Raw genomic sequence first — 15,793 nt, 5'->3', positions numbered from 1 at the left:
GCGTGTCCGGGACGAATCGCCCTGGACGTGCCGTCCCACCGGGCGGTGCCTCCCGTGCGGCCACCGCGGGCTGCTTGTACCCTCGGCGACTGTGAGCAGCGACATCACCGCCACGGCGGCATGGCGGAAACTGCACGAACACTTCGACGACATCTCCCGGCGGCATCTCAGGGAGATCTTCGCCGCCGATCCCGGGCGCGGCCGTGAACTGACGGTCACCGTCGGTGATCTGCGCATCGACTACAGCAAGAACCGCGTCACGCGGGAAACCATTGATCTACTAGTCGAATTGGCGCGCGAGGCGGGGGTGGCCGAACATCGCGACGCCATGTTCGCGGGCGCGCACATCAACACCTCGGAGGACCGCGCCGTCGGCCATGTCGCGCTGCGGCTGCCCGAGGGCGAGACCATGGTGATCGACGGCGCCGACGCGGGCGCGCAGGTGCACGAGGTGCTGCGCCGGATGGGCGAATTCACCGACGCGCTGCGATCGGGTCAATGGCGCGGAGCCACCGGCGAGCGCATCGCCACCGTGGTCAATATCGGCATCGGCGGTTCGGATCTGGGGCCGGTCATGGTGCATCAGGCCCTGCGCCACTACGCCGACGCGGGCATCTCCGCGCGCTTCGTCTCCAATGTGGACCCGGCCGACCTGGTCGCGAAACTCGACGGCCTCGATCCCGCGACCACGCTGTTCGTCATTGCCTCCAAGACCTTTTCGACACTGGAGACCCTCACCAACGCCACCGCGGCGCGCCGCTGGCTGGTGACCGCGCTCGGCGAGGACGCGGTCGCCAAACACTTCGTCGCGGTCTCCACCAACGCCGAGCGGGTCGCGGCGTTCGGCATCGATACCGCGAACATGTTCGGCTTCTGGGACTGGGTCGGCGGCCGCTATTCGGTGGACTCGGCGATCGGCCTATCGGTGATGGCCGCCATCGGCCACCGCAGATTCGCGGAGTTCCTGGCCGGAATGCACACCGTCGACACCCATTTCGCGACCGAGCCGTTGGCGACGAACGCGCCGGTGCTGCTCGGTCTGCTCGGGGTCTGGTACTCGAACTTCTTCGGCGCGCAATCGCGTGCGGTACTGCCCTATTCCAACGATCTGGCGCGTTTCCCGGCCTATCTGCAACAGCTCACGATGGAGTCCAACGGCAAATCGGTGCGCGCCGACGGCAGCCCGGTCACCACGTCGACGGGCGAGATCTTCTGGGGCGAACCCGGCACCAACGGCCAGCACGCCTTCTACCAGATGCTGCACCAGGGCACCCGGCTGATCCCCGCGGACTTCCTCGGATTCGCCCAGCCCACCGACGATCTGCCCACCATCGACGGCACCGGCAGCATGCACGACATCCTCATGAGCAATCTGTTCGCCCAGACCAAGGTGCTCGCCTTCGGCAAGACCGCCGAGGAGATCGCGGCCGAGGGCGCCGATCCCGCGGTGGTGCCGCACAAGGTGATGCCGGGCAACCGACCGAGCACCACGATTCTGGCGCCGCGGCTCACCCCGTCGGTGGTCGGGCAGCTCATCGCCCTCTACGAACATCAGGTGTTCGTGGAAGGCAGCATCTGGGGTATCGACAGTTTCGACCAGTGGGGCGTGGAACTCGGCAAACAGCAGGCCCTCGCCCTGGAACCGCTGCTGACCTCGGCCGAGGATCCCGAACCGCAGGACGATTCGTCCACCGACGCGCTCATCCGCTGGTACCGCGACCACCGGCGCTGACCGGTCACGCTCGCTCGCCCGCGGTGCGGTCGTTCGCGCGCGCGGCGGCCTCCAGCCTGCGGGTGACGTTGCCGCTGAGGACGGCGAGCAGCGTGCCGATCACCACCAGGTCGAACACGATCTGGATCATGGTGGCGATGCGCGCCGCCTGACCGGTGGCGTGTATATCGCCGTAGCCGACGGTGCCGAGGGTGACGATCGTGTAGTAGAGCGCGTCGGTGCGGGTGACGAGTCCGTCGAACTGATCGGTATAGCCCACCGCGAGTCGGTAGTAGTACATGGCGAAGAACATCGCCACCACCGACAGCAGCAGCAGGATGCCCTCGATCCGTCCGCCGGTGGCCTGCGGATCTCGCAGGAATCGGCGCAGATGCCTGCCGACGATCCACACGAGTCCCGCGAGACCGGCCACGAAGGCGACGAGGCCGAGTGTCCGGTGGAACCATGCCTCGCCCGCGTTCCAGTCCAGCGGGCCGCCGTAGAACACGAGCAGAGCGCAGACGACGGCCAGCACATTGCGCATGACGCGGATGCGGCCGGACGTTCGCCGAGACTGCTTCATCCGTCCATGATGGCCCCGTCCCGTGCCGTCGCCGGGGCGCACGCGCCGGGGAAACCGGCGTGCGGCCGTTCGGACCGGGCGGTGGTGACACGGTCCGGGGCCGCGTTGGCGCACGCCCTAGGCGACGAAGGCGCGTTCCACGATCGCGCCGGTGTCGACGCCGGTGGGAAGGGTGCCGAAGGCGATGCCCCAATCGTCGCCGAGTCGGGAGGCGCAGAAGGCGTCGGCGATGGCGGGGTGGCCGTGGCGGACCAACTGCGCGCCCTGCAACACGAGGGCCATGAGTTCGACCACGCGGCGGGCGCGGTATTCGATATCGGCGAGGTCGACCAGCTCCTTGCCGACCTGGGCGATGGCGTCGTCGAGCCGGGGGTTCTCGCCCTTGGCGAGCATGACCTCGTCGAAGTACGCCTCGACGGTCTCGGGTTGGCGACCCATCGCGCGCAGGGCGTCCAGTGCCGCGACATTGCCCGAGCCCTCCCAGATGGACATGAGCGGAGCCTCCCGGTAGAGCCGGGGCATACCGGACTCCTCGGCGTAGCCGTTGCCGCCGAAGCATTCCAGCGCCTCCGCGGCGTGCGAGGGAGCACGCTTGCAGACCCAGTACTTGGTGACCGCCAGGGCGATGCGGCGCAGCGCGGCCTCGGCGGGATCGCCCGAGGCCCGATCGGTGGCGCCCGCGAGGCGCATCATGACCGTGGTCGCCGCGTCGGATTCGATGACCAGGTCGGCCAGCACATTGCGCATGGCGGGCTGGTCGATCAGCTTGGCGCCGAAGGCTTCCCGGTGCCGGGCGTGGTGCACGGCGTACACCGCGCCCGCGCGCATACCGGTTGCCGAGCCGATGACGCAGTCGAGGCGAGTCATATTGACCATCTCGATGATGGTCTTGACGCCCGCGCCCTCCGCGCCGACCAGCCAGCCGGTCGCGTTCTCGTATTCGATTTCCGAGGAGGCGTTGGACTTGTTGCCGAGTTTGTCCTTGAGCCGCTGGATGCGGATCGGATTGCGGGTGCCGTCCGGCAGGACCCGGGGCAGCAGGAAGCACGAGAGTCCGCCCGGTGCCTGGGCCAGGGTCAGGAACATGTCCGACATGGGGGCCGAGGTGAACCACTTGTGCCCGACGACGCGGTAGCTGCCGTCGGGCCGCGGGGTGGCGCGGGTGGTGTTGGCGCGCACATCGGAGCCGCCCTGCTTCTCGGTCATGGACATGCCCGCGATCAGTCCCGCCTTGGTGGAGGGTTCGCGCAGGCCGAAGTCGTATACGCGACTGCCGAGCAGCGGTTCGTAGGCGGCGGCGAGTTCGGGACCATGCCGCAGGGCCGGGATCACCGCGTAGGTCATCGAGATCGGGCACATATGGCCCGCATCCGCGAATCCCCAGGTGGCGAACTTGGCGGCACGGGCGGTGTGCGCGCCGGGGCGCTCGTCCAGCCACGGCGACCCGTGCAGTCCGTCGGCGACCGCGACGCGCATCAACTCGTGCCAGGACGGGTGGAATTCGACCTCGTCCACCCGGTTGCCGTAGCGATCGTGGGTGCGCAGCACCGGCGGATACTCGTTGGCCAGCCGCCCCCACTCCTGTGCCTCGGCCGAACCCGCCCGCGCGCCCAGCGCCCGCACCTCGTCCTCGGCCCAGCCCGCGCCCTCGCGGTGCAGGCCCTCGATCAGCGCCGGATTGCGCGAGGTGTCGAACGGCGTGATATCCGGGACCTGATTGAACACTTCATGCGTCTGCATTGGACTGTCCTGCTTTCTGCACAGCCGCGCCCGCGCGCGCACCGAGCGCGCGCAGGGCGAACGAGATGAGTTCGGGTATGACCGATTCGCCGTGCGGCGCGGCGGCCAGCGGGCCGACGAGCACCTCGCCGATCGCGCCGACGAGTGCGGCGGCGCTGGTCCGCGGATCCTGGGCGGGCAGTTCGCCGCGCGAAACCCCTTCCGCCACCGCCGATTCGAAACTCTCGGCGAAGGCGAGGCGGAAGCGCAGCCGCTCGGCGTCGACGGCCGCGTCGACCGGTTCGGCGAGCAGCACATAGGCCAGTTTCGGATTCTTCAGCGCGCGGCCCGCGAAGGTCTCCACCGCCGCGGTGACCCGCTCGACCGCGCTGCCCGCCGCCGCGGCGGCCGATACGGCGGCCACCTCGCGGGCCACCACCGCGCGGAATACGGCGGTGACCAGTGCGGACTTGCCGTCGTAGTGCTTGTAGACGGTGCCGGTGGCGACGCCGGTCTCGCGCGCGACGGCCGCCATCGACAGGCCGGCGAATCCGTAGCGCGACAGCACCCGGGTCGCGGCCTGCACGATCTGGGTGGCCTGCGCGTCGAGCCTGGCCTGGACGGCCGGTGTCCTGCGGTACGCCATGAAAGAAGTGAAGCACGTATTCACTTCTTCACACAAGGGGCCGGGCGTCGTAAGGTTAGGCGCGGCACCCCGCGGTCCGCGCGGGGATAATCGCAGGTCGGCGCGTTGCGCGGCGACCCGAGTCGAGCGTCGACGAGGAGCAGGCATGTCCGTGCGAGTGCAACGATACGGACCCGTCACCACGGTGATCCTGTCCCGCCCCGAGGCCCGCAACGCCGTCGACGGGCCGACCGCGGCCGCGCTCGCCGACGCGTTCCGCGCCTTCGAGGAGGACCCGAACGCCGCCGCCGCGGTGCTGTGGGGCGAGGGCGGCACCTTCTGCGCCGGGGCGGACCTCAAGGCACTCGGCACCGAACGGTCGAATCAGGTCACCGAGACCGGGGACGGGCCGATGGGGCCGACCAGGATGACGCTGAGCAAACCGGTGATCGCGGCGGTGTCGGGCTACGCGGTGGCGGGCGGTCTCGAGCTGGCCCTGTGGTGCGATCTGCGGATCGCCGAACAGGACAGCACCTTCGGGGTGTTCTGCCGCCGCTGGGGTGTTCCGCTCATCGACGGCGGTACGGTGCGGTTGCCGCGCATCATCGGGCACGGGCGGGCGATGGATCTCATCCTCACCGGCCGCGCGGTCGGAGCGCCCGAGGCATTGCAGATGGGCTTGGTGAATCGCGTTGTGCGCAACGGTGATTCGCGCCGGGCCGCGGAGGAGCTGGCCGCGCAGTTGGCCGCGCTGCCGCAGACCTGTCTGCGCGGCGACCGGATGTCACTGCTCGAACAGGACGGTATGGACGAACGCGCCGCCATCGCCAACGAGCTGCGCCACGGTATGACCGCGCTCGCCGACGGCGCTCTCGAGGGCGCGCAGCGTTTCGCGGCGGGCGCGGGCCGCCACGGTAGCTGAATACGGTGCGCGACAGTCGGACAGCCGCGCCCGAGCGGCTGACTGTGGTCGACGAGATATTCCTGCGCACCCATCGCGGATACGGCACACCCATTGTCCTGCAAGGACTCTGGCGCACGGCCGACCGCGTAGATCGCCGCCTGCTCGAACAGGTGCACGCCGCGTTGCGCACCGGGCCGCTTGGTCGCCGGGTGATCCGCCCCTCGGTGCCGGGGGCGCGGCCGCGCTGGCGACGCACGATCCGCGCCCATCCGCTCACCGTCGAGGACCGGCCCATCCCCGCTTCCGCCCTGCTGACCTGGGCCGACACTTGCGGCGATGACCTCGATCCCGAATTCGGCCCCGGCTGGCGACTCGCGGCGGTCCCACTCGACGACGGCGGTTCGGCCGTGAGTCTGACCTGTTCGCACGCCCTCGCCGACGGGCGCGCGCTGGTCATCGCGATCGATGAAGCGCTACGGGCCGAACCGGATCGCCACGCCGTCGCGCTGACCGCCGGATCGGATTGGGCCGACGCCGGAGGCCAGTGGGCGATGGTCCTGCACGGCGTCGCACGCGCGCTGCCGCGGGGGATTCCACCGCGTCCGGCCGCCCCACCGCGTCGCCCCGCCGCGTCCGGCCCGCCCGTCGGGATCGTGGTCCAGTTCCCAGTGCGTGAATGCGACGGCGCGGCCGCGGCCTTGGGTGGCACCTCCAACAGCCTGTTCATCTGGCTCGTCGCGTCGATCCTGTGGGCCGCGGGATTCCCCGAGCCGACCATCGAGGCGAGTCTGCCCGTCGACACCCGCGACGAACCCCGCGTGGACAACGACCTTGCCATGACCCAGACCGCGCTCACCCGCGCCGACACTCCCGCGAGCATTCGCGAGAAGGCCCGTACCGCCTACGAGCACCGCATGACCGCGCCCGGCGGTATGCCGGAACAGATACTCCAGGTGCTGCCCGACCGCTGGTCGGCCGTACTCGCCGCCGGGGCGGGCGAACGGGACATCCTGTGCTCCAATATCGGAGCGCTGCCCGATACCCTGACCGCACTAGGCCCGCACCGGCGCACCGGAGTCGCCGCCCGCGCCATCCACCCCGGACTCACGACCCTCCCGCGCACCCGTCTGTCGGGATACCTGTGCCGCAGTGGCGACAACTACGCGCTTTCACTGGTCGCCCTCGACCCCGGCCGCATCCCCACCCCCGCGACGCTGCGGAAACTGGTCTCCGAGGTGACGTCGCCCATCGGTGTTCCGCTCGAATTCTGGTAGCCCGAAGCGGTCGGCCCCTTCGGACCGGGTCGCCGAGTTCAGCGCTCTGTCGCGCACATCGGATGGAACCGCGACCTCGGGCTCCAGGTCGTCGGACGGTACGGGCGTGTCCCAGACCTGGCGCAGCGGCACGACCCCCGCCCAGACGCCGCCAGCGGCGATATCGTCCGCGTCGTCCTTGGGGCCTCCGGTACGGACCTTGACCGACGCTTCGGTGAGGTCGAGGGACAGCACCGCGGTGGCCGCCATTTCCTTCTTGTTCGGCGGGCGCACCCGATCCCAGGAGCCGGGAGCGGCGTGTTCCACGATGACGCGCAGCCCGTGCACGCGTTCGGCCTGATCGGTGACCTCGACGGCGCGGCCCCGAACCACCGCCGAGCGGTAGTTCATCGAGAAGTGCATGGCGGAACGGGCATAGACGACACCGTCGACCAGCGTGACCGCGACCGAGATATCACCGGCCGGCGCGGCACGGAGATTTCCCGCGCCGGTGGACCCGTGCAGGTAGAGGGTGTCACCGTCGCGGCCGTACGCGGTGGGCAGTACGACGGGGGACCCGCCGAGCACCACACCGAGATGGCAGACGAGTCCGGCGTCGAGTACCGCGTCCAGTTCGGACCGATCGGTGCGACCGCGTTCCTTACCGCGGTTCAGCGTGGTTCTAGGAGTGGGCGACAGCGGGAGACGATGGCCGGTGCTCGTGGTCATGTATCCAGGATCGGGCCGAAAGTGGCATCGTCGAAGTGCCAATTCGACGGTATTCTCACGGTCCAATTCCACTCCGCGGAACCGAGACGCACATGTTCGACGACCTTCCCCTCACGGTCGACCGCGCCCGCGCCGAACCGCTGTCGGTGCAGATCGCCGACGGTCTGCGCGCGGCGGCGGCGGGCGGAGTCCTGCGCGCCCGTGACCGGCTGCCCTCCACCCGTGCCCTCGCCCAGCGGCTCGGGGTCAGCCGCACGGTGGTCGCCGCCGCCTATGACCAACTCCACGCCGAGGGCTGGATCACCGGCAAGCGCGGCGCGGGCACCTACCTGACCACGGCGCCGACGACCGCCGCCGCACGCGGCGACGACCCCCGCGTCACCGCGGAGCGAGCCGACCACTACGACCTGTTCCCCGGCGCGCCGTGCGTGGCGGCAATAGATCGGGCCGCGTGGCGTCGGGCCTGGCGCGCGGCCGCCGATCCCGCACCGCTGACCCGCAAGAACCGCGCGGGCGAGCCGGAGTTCCGCACCGCTGTCGCCGAACACCTGCTGCGCCACCGCGGACTCGGCGCGGGCAGTGACACCGTCGTACTCGCGACCGCCGGAACCAGCTCCGCCGTGGGCGAACTCGCGGCCGCGCTGCTGCGTCCCGGCGACCTCGTCGCCATCGAGGATCCGGGCTACCAGCGCGCCGCGGGCGCCCTGCGCGCGGCGGGTATCGAAGTGCGCCCGATCCCGGTCGACGCCGACGGACTCCGCGTCGACCTGCTCCCACCCGACCTCGCCGCGGTGTATTGCACTCCGGCCCACCAGTTCCCGCTCGGCGCGCGCATGCCCGCGTCCCGCCGCGTCGAGCTGGTCGAATTCGCCAGACGTGCGGGCATGCTCGTCATCGAGGACGACTACGATGGCGAATTACGTTATGACAAGGCTCCTTTGCCCTTGCTCGCCGCGATGGCTCCCGACGTCGTCGTGCACCTCGGCACCACGAGCAAGATCCTGTCCCCCGCGCTCGGCGTCGGCTGGCTGGTCGCGGCGCCCCGGATCGCCGACGCGGTGCTGGCCCACCGGGATCGCACCGGCACCGGAGCGAGTCCGGCCGGGCAGGCGGTGTTGCTCGAATTCGCCCGCGCGGGCGATCTGGCCCGCCATCTGCGCAGACTGCGTCGCATACTCCCCCCGCGCCGGGAACTGGTGGTCGGCGCGCTGCGCGAACGGGGTCTCGAGGTCGTCGGCGACGCGGCCGGGTCACACGTCGTCGTCCCGCTCGCGTCCGAGGCGGCCGAGGAGCGCGCGGTCGCCGCGGGTCACGACGTGAGTCTCGCCCTCGACGGCTTGAGCCGCCACCATCTGGGCGCGGCCGGTCACCGTCGGCACAGCTTCGGCGTCGCGATCGGCTACGCCGCGCTCGACCACGACGATTTGGCGGTCGCGGCGACGCTGGCCGCGAACTGCCTGGCCAGCGCCGACGGCGGTGCCGCGCGCGGGTCGCGGTCGTAGCATGGTCCGCATGACCGAACAGGACATCCTGGCACGCATCAAGCAACTGGTCGACGACGAGCACGCCCTGCGGTCCAAGGCGACCTCGGGCGAGGTCGACCCGGTGACCGAACGGCAGCGGCTGGCGGAATTGGAGGTCATGCTCGACCAGTGCTGGGATCTGCTGCGGCAGCGGCGGGCCCGCATCGACGCCGGGTCCTCACCGGAGGACGCGCAGGTCAGCTCGCCGCGCCAGGTCGAGGGCTACTTGCAGTGACCTCGACGGTCCCCGCCGCCGAATTCGACGTGATCGTGATCGGCGGTGGGCCCGCGGGTGAGAACGCGGCCGCCTACGCCATCGCGAACAGCGCGCGCACCGCCGCCATCGTCGAACGGGAACTGGTCGGCGGCGAATGCTCCTACTGGGCCTGCATACCGAGCAAGGCGCTGCTGCGCCCGGGCCACGTACTGGCCGCGGCCCGCGCCATGCCCGGAATCACCGCCGCACCGCTCGACGTTGCCGCGGTGTTGCGCCGCCGCGACGAATTCGTGCACGATCACGACGACAGTTCGCAGGTCCGATGGGCCCGCGACAATCGCATCGAGATCATTCGCGGCGACGGGCGTCTTGCGGGCGAGCGCCTGGTCGAGGTCGGCGGGCGCACCCTGCGCGCCCGCCACGCCGTAGTGCTGGCGACCGGAACCCGCGCGGCCGTACCCGATGTCCCCGGCCTGCGCGCGGCGCTGCCGTGGATCTCGCGCGACGCCACCAATCTGCACGATGTGCCCGGCCGCGTGGTGATCATCGGCGGCGGCGTGGTGGCGTGCGAGTCCGCGACCTGGCTCAATGCGCTCGGCGCGCGGGTAACCATGCTGGTGCGCGGATCGCGCCTACTCGCCTCGGTTGAACCGTTCGCGGGCGAGCGGGTGGCCGCCGGACTGAGCGCGGCCGGTGTGCGCGTCCTGTTCGATTCGGAACCGGCATCGGTCACTCGGGTCGACGCGAAGGACACCGGCGAGGGCCGGATACACGGCGGCCCGGTGACCGTCGAGGTGCGGGGTGCGCACGCGGGCACGCTGGAGGCCGACGAGATCGTGGTCGCCGCCGGACGCACACCCGCGACCGACGGACTCGGTCTCGCGTCGGTCGGCCTGCCGCCCGGATACGTCGAGGTCGACGACGCGCTGACCGTTCGCGGAGTCGACGGTGCGTGGCTTTACGCGGTCGGCGATGTCAACCACCGCGCGCTGCTCACGCATATGGGCAAATACCAGGCGCGGATCTGCGGCGATGTCATCGCGGCGCGGGCGCGGGGGCTGCCGCTGGAAGGTCGGCGATTCACGGCGTCGGCCGACCACGCACAGGTGCCGCAGGTGATCTTCACCGATCCCGAGGTCGCCGCCGTCGGGCTCAGCGAGGCCGCCGCGCGCCGCGCGGGTCACGCCGTGGAGACGGTGGAACTCGATATCGCGGTGGCCGGTTCGGCGCTGGCGCGCGACGACTACGCCGGACGTGCCGCACTGGTCGTCGACACCGCCACCGAGACATTGCTCGGCGCGACCTTCGTCGGCCCGGACGTCGGCGAACAGCTGCACGCCGCCACCATCGCCGTTGTGGGCCGGGTTCCACTGGACACCCTGTGGCACGCGGTGCCCGCCTATCCGACGATCAGTGAATTCTGGTTGCGTCTGTTGGAGGCACGGCGCGGCTGAGTACCATCGACGGATGGTGGCAATGACCGACATCACGACCGCCGACGGAGTCGTCCGCGGTCACCGGGGCCGCCGCGTTCTTCGCTGGCGTTCCCTGCCCTATGCCGCTGCACCCGTCGGCGACATGCGATTTCGAGCCCCGCAGCCGGTCCGGCCGTGGAGCGGTGTGCGCGAGGCCACGGCCTTCCGCTTCGCCTCGGTTCAGCACCGCGGCGGCGCGCGCATCGGGCCGAGACAGTTCCAGCCGACCAGCGAGGACTGTCTGACACTCAATGTCACCGCGCCGGCGGAACGGTCCGGCACGCCGCGTCCGGTGATGGTGTTCATCCACGGCGGCGGCTACGTCATGGGCACCTCGGCGCTCGGGCTGTACTCGGGTTCGCGACTGGCCCTGCGCGGCGATGTCGTCGTGGTGTCGATGAACTACCGGCTCGGCGCCTTCGGCTATGTCGACTTCAGCGAATTCGGCACGCCCGAGCGGCCCTTCGACGGGAATCTCGGGCTGCGCGACCAGGTCGCCGCCCTGCGGTGGGTGCGCGAGAACATCGCCGCCTTCGGCGGAGATCCGGACAATGTCACGATCTTCGGCGAATCCGCGGGCGCGCACGCGGTGCTGTCACTGATGGCGACCCCGGACGCGCGGGGTCTGTTCCACCGCGCCATCGCCCAGAGCGCACCGGCGGACTGGTCGATGACCGCCGACGACGCGCGCCTGTTCGCCCGTCGCTGCGTGAGCGCACTCGGGGCCACCGCCGAGACCGCCGCGCACGCGCTGTCGGACGCCTCGGCACACGAGATCCGCAGGGCGGTCGCCAAGGCCATCGGCACGGTGCTCGACGAACGCCCCGGTCTGTTCCCGGCGGCCCCCGTGGTCGACGGCGAGTACCTGCCGCGGTCGCCGATCGACGCGATCACCGCGGGCACGGCCCAGCGGGTACCGCTCATCATCGGCACGTGCCGCGACGAGGGCGCGCTGTTCGCCAGATTCGCCGACAAACTGCCCACCCGTCCTGATCGGCTGCGCGCCGCGCTGGCCGAATTCGGCGAGGAGGCCACCGAACGGGTGCTGGCCGCCTATCCGGGCTTCCCGGCGCCGCGGGCGGCGATCCGCGCGGGCGGCGACTACGTCTTCTGGCGGCCCTCGGTCACCGTGATGGAAGGGCACAGCCGCCACGCGCCCACCTACGCCTACCGCTACGACTTCGCCCCGCGCGCCCTTCATCTCGCCGGCGTCGGCGCGACCCACGCCACCGACCTCATCCCGGTCTTCGGCGCGGGCGATTCGGCCTTCGGCCGCGCGCTCACCGCGGCGGGCGGCCGACGCGGACTTGCGACGGTGACCAGGCAGTTCCAGGACAACTGGCTCGAATTCGCCCGTACCGGAACGCCGTTGCCGTCCTGGCCCGCCTACACCGAGGCCCGCAGGAGCACCCTCGTCATCGACAGCCCGACGCGGCTCGAGATCGATCCCGATCGGGAGGCCCGGCTGGCCTGGCAGCGCATCCGCATGCCGAGCCTGACCTGAGCGACTATTTCAGCAGCCGGGACATGCGCCGGTCGGCGAGCACCTTGCCGCCGGTCTGGCAGGTCGGGCAGTACTGGAAGGACCGCTCGGCGTAGGACACCTCGCGGACGGTGTCACCGCACACCGGACACGGCATGCCGGTGCGCGCGTGCACCCGCATACCGGAACGCTTCTCGCCCTTGAGCCGGGCCGCGTCCTGGCCGACCGAGCGGGCCACCGCATCGGTGAGTACCGCGCGCATGGACTCGTAGAGTTCGGCCGTCTTCGCCTCGGACATGGTGGCCGTATTGGCGAACGGCGAGACCTTGGCCATGTGCAGGATCTCGTCGGAGTAGGCATTGCCGATTCCGGCGATGAGGCTCTGGTCGACGATGGCGGTCTTGATGCGCTGGGAGGTGCCGCGCATTATCTCGATGAACCGCTCCTCGGTGACGTCGAGCGCGTCGGGGCCGAGTTTGGCGATTCCCGGCACCAGTTCGGGATCGTCCACGACGTAGACCGCGAGCCGCTTCTTGGTGCCCGCCTCGGTGAGGTCGATGGCGGGTGTCGCGCCCTCGGGGGTGAAGAAGCGCACCCGCAGCGCCAGCGGACTCTTACCGCCCGGCTTGGGGGGCGTGGGGCTCGGCTCATCGATCCAGCGCAGCCAGCCCCCGCGCGAGAGGTGGGTGATCATCCACAGCCCGCCGCAATCCATCCCCAGGAATTTCCCCCAGCGGCCCGCGCCGGTGACATCGCGTCCCGACAGCGCCGTGACCGGCGGATCGAAGGTCTTGACCGCGCTCAGCGCCCCCACATCGATACGCCCGACCACCGCGCCGACCGCGTGTTCCCGCAGGAACTGGGCCAACGCCTCCACTTCGGGTAGTTCGGGCACGATGGTCAGGCTACCCGCGACCACCGACAATCGGCCTGCCGAACAAGCCCGACCCGGGCTCTCACCCGCGCCTGAGCAGGTAGATATCCATGATCCAGCCCTTGGCCGCACGCAGCCGGGACCGGGTCGCGACGATATCGTCCTCCACCTCGCGCAGCGGCCCCTCGATCAGCACCTCGTCGGGCATTCCCAGGTAGGCGCCCCACCAGATGTGGATATCGGCGCCGGGCACCTCGGTGAAGGAACAGTCACCGTCGAGCATGACCAACGCGGATTCGCCCAGCCCGTCCTCGCGCAATCTGCGCCCGGTGGTGATGTGCACGGGTTCGCCGATGTCGTGCAGCACCATGCGGTGCCGAGCGGCGAGCGCCTGCGCGCTGGTGATCCCCGGAATCACCTCGTAGTCGAATTCGATCGCGCCGCGGGCCAGCACGCGCTCGACCATGCGCAGGGTGCTGTCGTAGAGCGAGGGGTCGCCCCAGACCAGGATGCCGCCGACCCCCTCGACCGCGGCGAAGGCCGATTCCAGCAGGGCCGAACGCCGTTCGTGCCAGTCCTCCACGACGCCGCGGTAGTCGCCGGGCGCCCAGTCGCGCGGCGGGTCCGTGATCTCGACGACGCGATAGGGCCGGTCGAGGTGTTCGCCCAATATAGCGGCGCGCACGTCGACCAGTTCCCGCTTCGCCTCGCCCTTGCCGACGACGAAGAACACATCGACCCGGCGCATGGCCTTCACCGCCTGCATCGTCACCTGGTCGGGATCGCCGGCGCCGATACCGATCACATACAGCTCGCGCATGGCCGACAGCTTGCACCCATCGGCGCCATCTCACCAAGCTCGCACTAAGCTCGCGAGATGTGCCGACATCCCGAGGTGTGACCGCCGCCAACACAGACACGCAGTACGAGGATCTGCTGCGTCTGGTGATGCGGACCGGCGCCGCGAAGTCCGATCGCACCGGCACCGGCACTCGCAGCGTATTCGGCCACCAACTGCGATACGACCTGTCGGCGGGTTTCCCGCTGATCACGACCAAGCGGGTGCACCTCAAATCGATCGTCTACGAATTGTTGTGGTTCCTGCGCGGGGATTCGAATGTCGGGTGGCTGCGTGACCACGGTGTCACCATCTGGGACGAATGGGCCGACGCGGACGGTGAACTCGGTCCGGTATACGGCGTCCAATGGCGCTCTTGGCCCGCCCCGGACGGCACGTATATCGATCAGATCAGCGCGGTATTGCAGACCCTTCGCACCGATCCGTCTTCGCGCCGCATCCTGGTCTCGGCGTGGAATGTCGCCGACCTGGACAAGATGGCGCTCGCGCCATGCCATGCCTTCTTTCAGTTCTACGTCGCCGACGGCAGACTCTCCTGCCAGCTCTATCAGCGCAGCGCCGACCTCTTTCTCGGCGTGCCGTTCAATATCGCCAGCTACGCGCTGCTCACCGCGATGGTGGCCCAGCAGACCGATCTCGAACCGGGTGAATTCATCTGGACCGGCGGGGACTGCCATATCTACGACAATCACGTAGACCAGGTCACCGAACAACTCGGCCGCGACCCGTACCCGTTCCCCACCTTGGCACTGCGCCGAGCGCCGAGCCTGTTCGACTACGGCTACGGCGATATCGAAGTCGTCGATTACCTCCACCACCCGGCGATAAAAGCCCCGGTCGCCATATGAAGCACGTCGGGGTCATCTGGGCACAGGCGCACAAGGGAGTTATCGGATACCGCAATGCGATTCCGTGGCGGGTGCCGGAGGACATGGCCTATTTCAAGGAGGTGACCATGGGGCATCCGGTCATCATGGGCCGACGAACGTGGGATTCGCTGCAACCGAGATTTCGCCCGCTGGCGGGCCGCCGCAATATCGTCGTGACCCGCGACGAGAAATGGGAGGCCGAGGGCGCCGAGCGCGCGGACTCGCTGTCGGCGGCGCTCGACCGCACCGGCACGGACCCCGCCTGGATCACCGGCGGCGGCGAGATCTACCGGGCCGCAATGGATTTCGCGACCGAGCTGCGGGTGACCGAAATAGATGTCGAGGTCGAGGGCGATGCGTACGCCCCGGAAATCGGCGAGGACTGGCGGGTCGAAACGGATCGCCCGTGGTCGACCTCGCGCACCGGTCTGCGCTATCGCGTACTCCGCTACACCCGGTGATCGCCGACAACACGCCGTCGACGAGGCGGGCGGGCCAAACCCGTCCGAGCGTTACGCGGGTCGGGCATACTCGGTGAATATCAGCCGGCGCCCCCAGCCCTGTGCCGGCGGATGTGATCCGAAAGGCGATCAATGGACAAGAAATCGCTGACTGCGGTCGCTCGTCAACAGTTGAAGCTGGCCGCAAGCGCCACCAGCGGACGGAGTTCGCAAACCCTGTTCGGCGGCCACGCGCACGCCCTACGCCAGACCGTCGTCGGTCTGGCGGCCGGTCAGAGTCTGGCCGAACACGACAACGCGGGCGATGCGACGCTCCTGGTGATAAGCGGCACACTCACCCTGATCAGTGGTACCAACGAGTGGAAGGGTTCGGCGGGCGATCTGCTGGTCGTCCCGAAAGCGCGTCACAGCGTCAAGGCCATCGACGACGTCGCCTTTCTGCTGACGGTCGCGAAATAGGCGCTCCGATCGCGGCGTCCGCGCGGCGGTGTCGCGGGCAACCTCTAGG

15 protein-coding genes and 1 pseudogene are annotated in these 15,793 nt (G+C 69.9%); 10 read left to right on the top strand and 6 right to left on the bottom strand.

What is annotated here, in order from left to right:
* Window positions 1–91 precede the first annotated feature (91 nt).
* A complete protein-coding gene (pgi, locus tag APZ21_RS27205) occupies window positions 92–1,732 on the top strand; it encodes a glucose-6-phosphate isomerase (protein ID WP_054816123.1) in 1,641 nt (546 codons plus the stop codon).
* A 4-nt stretch (window positions 1,733–1,736) separates the two neighbouring features.
* On the opposite strand, the gene APZ21_RS27200 is transcribed toward pgi, so the two are convergent.
* From APZ21_RS27200 to APZ21_RS27190, 3 genes are all read right to left on the bottom strand, one after another.
* Entirely contained in the window at window positions 1,737–2,294 is a 558-nt protein-coding gene (locus tag APZ21_RS27200) for a potassium channel family protein (RefSeq protein WP_054816122.1), read from the bottom strand.
* 117 nt (window positions 2,295–2,411) lie between these two features.
* Complete coding sequence (locus APZ21_RS27195; protein WP_054816121.1) at window positions 2,412–4,034, bottom strand: acyl-CoA dehydrogenase family protein; 1,623 nt, start codon at window positions 4,032–4,034, stop codon at window positions 2,412–2,414.
* Window positions 4,021–4,659 (bottom strand): TetR/AcrR family transcriptional regulator, encoded by a 639-nt coding sequence (locus APZ21_RS27190; RefSeq protein ID WP_054816120.1) that lies wholly within the window; start codon window positions 4,657–4,659, stop codon window positions 4,021–4,023. Before APZ21_RS27190 ends, APZ21_RS27195 begins: the two co-directional genes overlap by 14 nt.
* A gap of 145 nt (window positions 4,660–4,804) precedes the next feature.
* On the opposite strand from APZ21_RS27190, the gene APZ21_RS27185 reads away from it, so the two are divergent.
* Both APZ21_RS27185 and APZ21_RS27180 read left to right on the top strand, forming a co-directional pair.
* A complete protein-coding gene (locus APZ21_RS27185) occupies window positions 4,805–5,560 on the top strand; it encodes a crotonase/enoyl-CoA hydratase family protein (RefSeq protein ID WP_054816119.1) in 756 nt (251 codons plus the stop codon).
* Window positions 5,561–5,565: 5 nt separating this feature from the next.
* Window positions 5,566–6,816, top strand: a complete 1,251-nt coding sequence (locus APZ21_RS27180) for a hypothetical protein (RefSeq protein ID WP_239476831.1) — start codon at window positions 5,566–5,568, stop codon at window positions 6,814–6,816.
* A 45-nt stretch (window positions 6,817–6,861) separates the two neighbouring features.
* On the opposite strand, the pseudogene APZ21_RS27175 reads toward APZ21_RS27180, so the two are convergent.
* A pseudogene (locus APZ21_RS27175) lies at window positions 6,862–7,524 on the bottom strand (pyridoxamine 5'-phosphate oxidase family protein); the annotation flags it as partial.
* A gap of 92 nt (window positions 7,525–7,616) precedes the next feature.
* On the opposite strand from APZ21_RS27175, the gene pdxR reads away from it, so the two are divergent.
* From pdxR to APZ21_RS27155, 4 genes are read left to right on the top strand one after another with little or no spacing between them, the layout of a single operon-like run.
* On the top strand, window positions 7,617–9,026 hold the full coding sequence (gene pdxR, locus APZ21_RS27170) for a MocR-like pyridoxine biosynthesis transcription factor PdxR (RefSeq protein ID WP_054816118.1): 1,410 nt from the start codon (window positions 7,617–7,619) through the stop codon (window positions 9,024–9,026).
* A 10-nt stretch (window positions 9,027–9,036) separates the two neighbouring features.
* Entirely contained in the window at window positions 9,037–9,282 is a 246-nt protein-coding gene (locus APZ21_RS27165; RefSeq protein WP_054816276.1) for a DUF2630 family protein, read from the top strand.
* A complete protein-coding gene (locus tag APZ21_RS27160; RefSeq protein ID WP_054816117.1) occupies window positions 9,279–10,718 on the top strand; it encodes a dihydrolipoyl dehydrogenase family protein in 1,440 nt (479 codons plus the stop codon). Before APZ21_RS27165 ends, APZ21_RS27160 begins: the two co-directional genes overlap by 4 nt.
* 13 nt (window positions 10,719–10,731) lie before the next feature.
* Window positions 10,732–12,243, top strand: a complete 1,512-nt coding sequence (locus tag APZ21_RS27155; RefSeq protein ID WP_054816116.1) for a carboxylesterase/lipase family protein — start codon at window positions 10,732–10,734, stop codon at window positions 12,241–12,243.
* Between the two features lie 4 nt (window positions 12,244–12,247).
* Here the strand turns inward: APZ21_RS27155 and APZ21_RS27150 are convergent, their stop codons facing one another.
* Window positions 12,248–13,117 carry an Fpg/Nei family DNA glycosylase gene (locus APZ21_RS27150; protein WP_054816275.1) on the bottom strand — a complete coding sequence of 290 codons (870 nt, stop codon included), beginning with the start codon at window positions 13,115–13,117 and terminating at the stop codon, window positions 12,248–12,250.
* Between the two features lie 61 nt (window positions 13,118–13,178).
* A complete protein-coding gene (gene cobF / locus APZ21_RS27145) occupies window positions 13,179–13,916 on the bottom strand; it encodes a precorrin-6A synthase (deacetylating) (RefSeq protein WP_054816115.1) in 738 nt (245 codons plus the stop codon).
* A 128-nt stretch (window positions 13,917–14,044) separates the two neighbouring features.
* On the opposite strand from cobF, the gene APZ21_RS27140 reads away from it, so the two are divergent.
* The 3 genes from APZ21_RS27140 (at window position 14,045) to APZ21_RS27130 (ending at window position 15,744) form a co-directional block, all read left to right on the top strand.
* The gene (locus APZ21_RS27140) at window positions 14,045–14,803 is read left to right on the top strand and encodes a thymidylate synthase (RefSeq protein WP_054816274.1); all 759 of its coding nucleotides are present in this window, start codon (window positions 14,045–14,047) and stop codon (window positions 14,801–14,803) included.
* A complete protein-coding gene (locus APZ21_RS27135; RefSeq protein WP_054816114.1) occupies window positions 14,800–15,285 on the top strand; it encodes a dihydrofolate reductase in 486 nt (161 codons plus the stop codon). The genes APZ21_RS27140 and APZ21_RS27135 overlap by 4 nt, the downstream gene beginning before the upstream one ends.
* A gap of 132 nt (window positions 15,286–15,417) precedes the next feature.
* Complete coding sequence (locus APZ21_RS27130; protein ID WP_054816113.1) at window positions 15,418–15,744, top strand: cupin domain-containing protein; 327 nt, start codon at window positions 15,418–15,420, stop codon at window positions 15,742–15,744.
* The last annotated feature ends 49 nt before the right edge of the window (window positions 15,745–15,793 follow it).

Origin of the sequence: Nocardia arizonensis, from assembly GCF_001310275.1 — a bacterium.
Classification (GTDB): Bacteria; Actinomycetota; Actinomycetes; order Mycobacteriales; family Mycobacteriaceae; genus Nocardia; species Nocardia arizonensis.
Note: the sequence above shows the minus strand (reverse complement) of the source record. Positions and strands in the feature narration are given on the sequence as shown.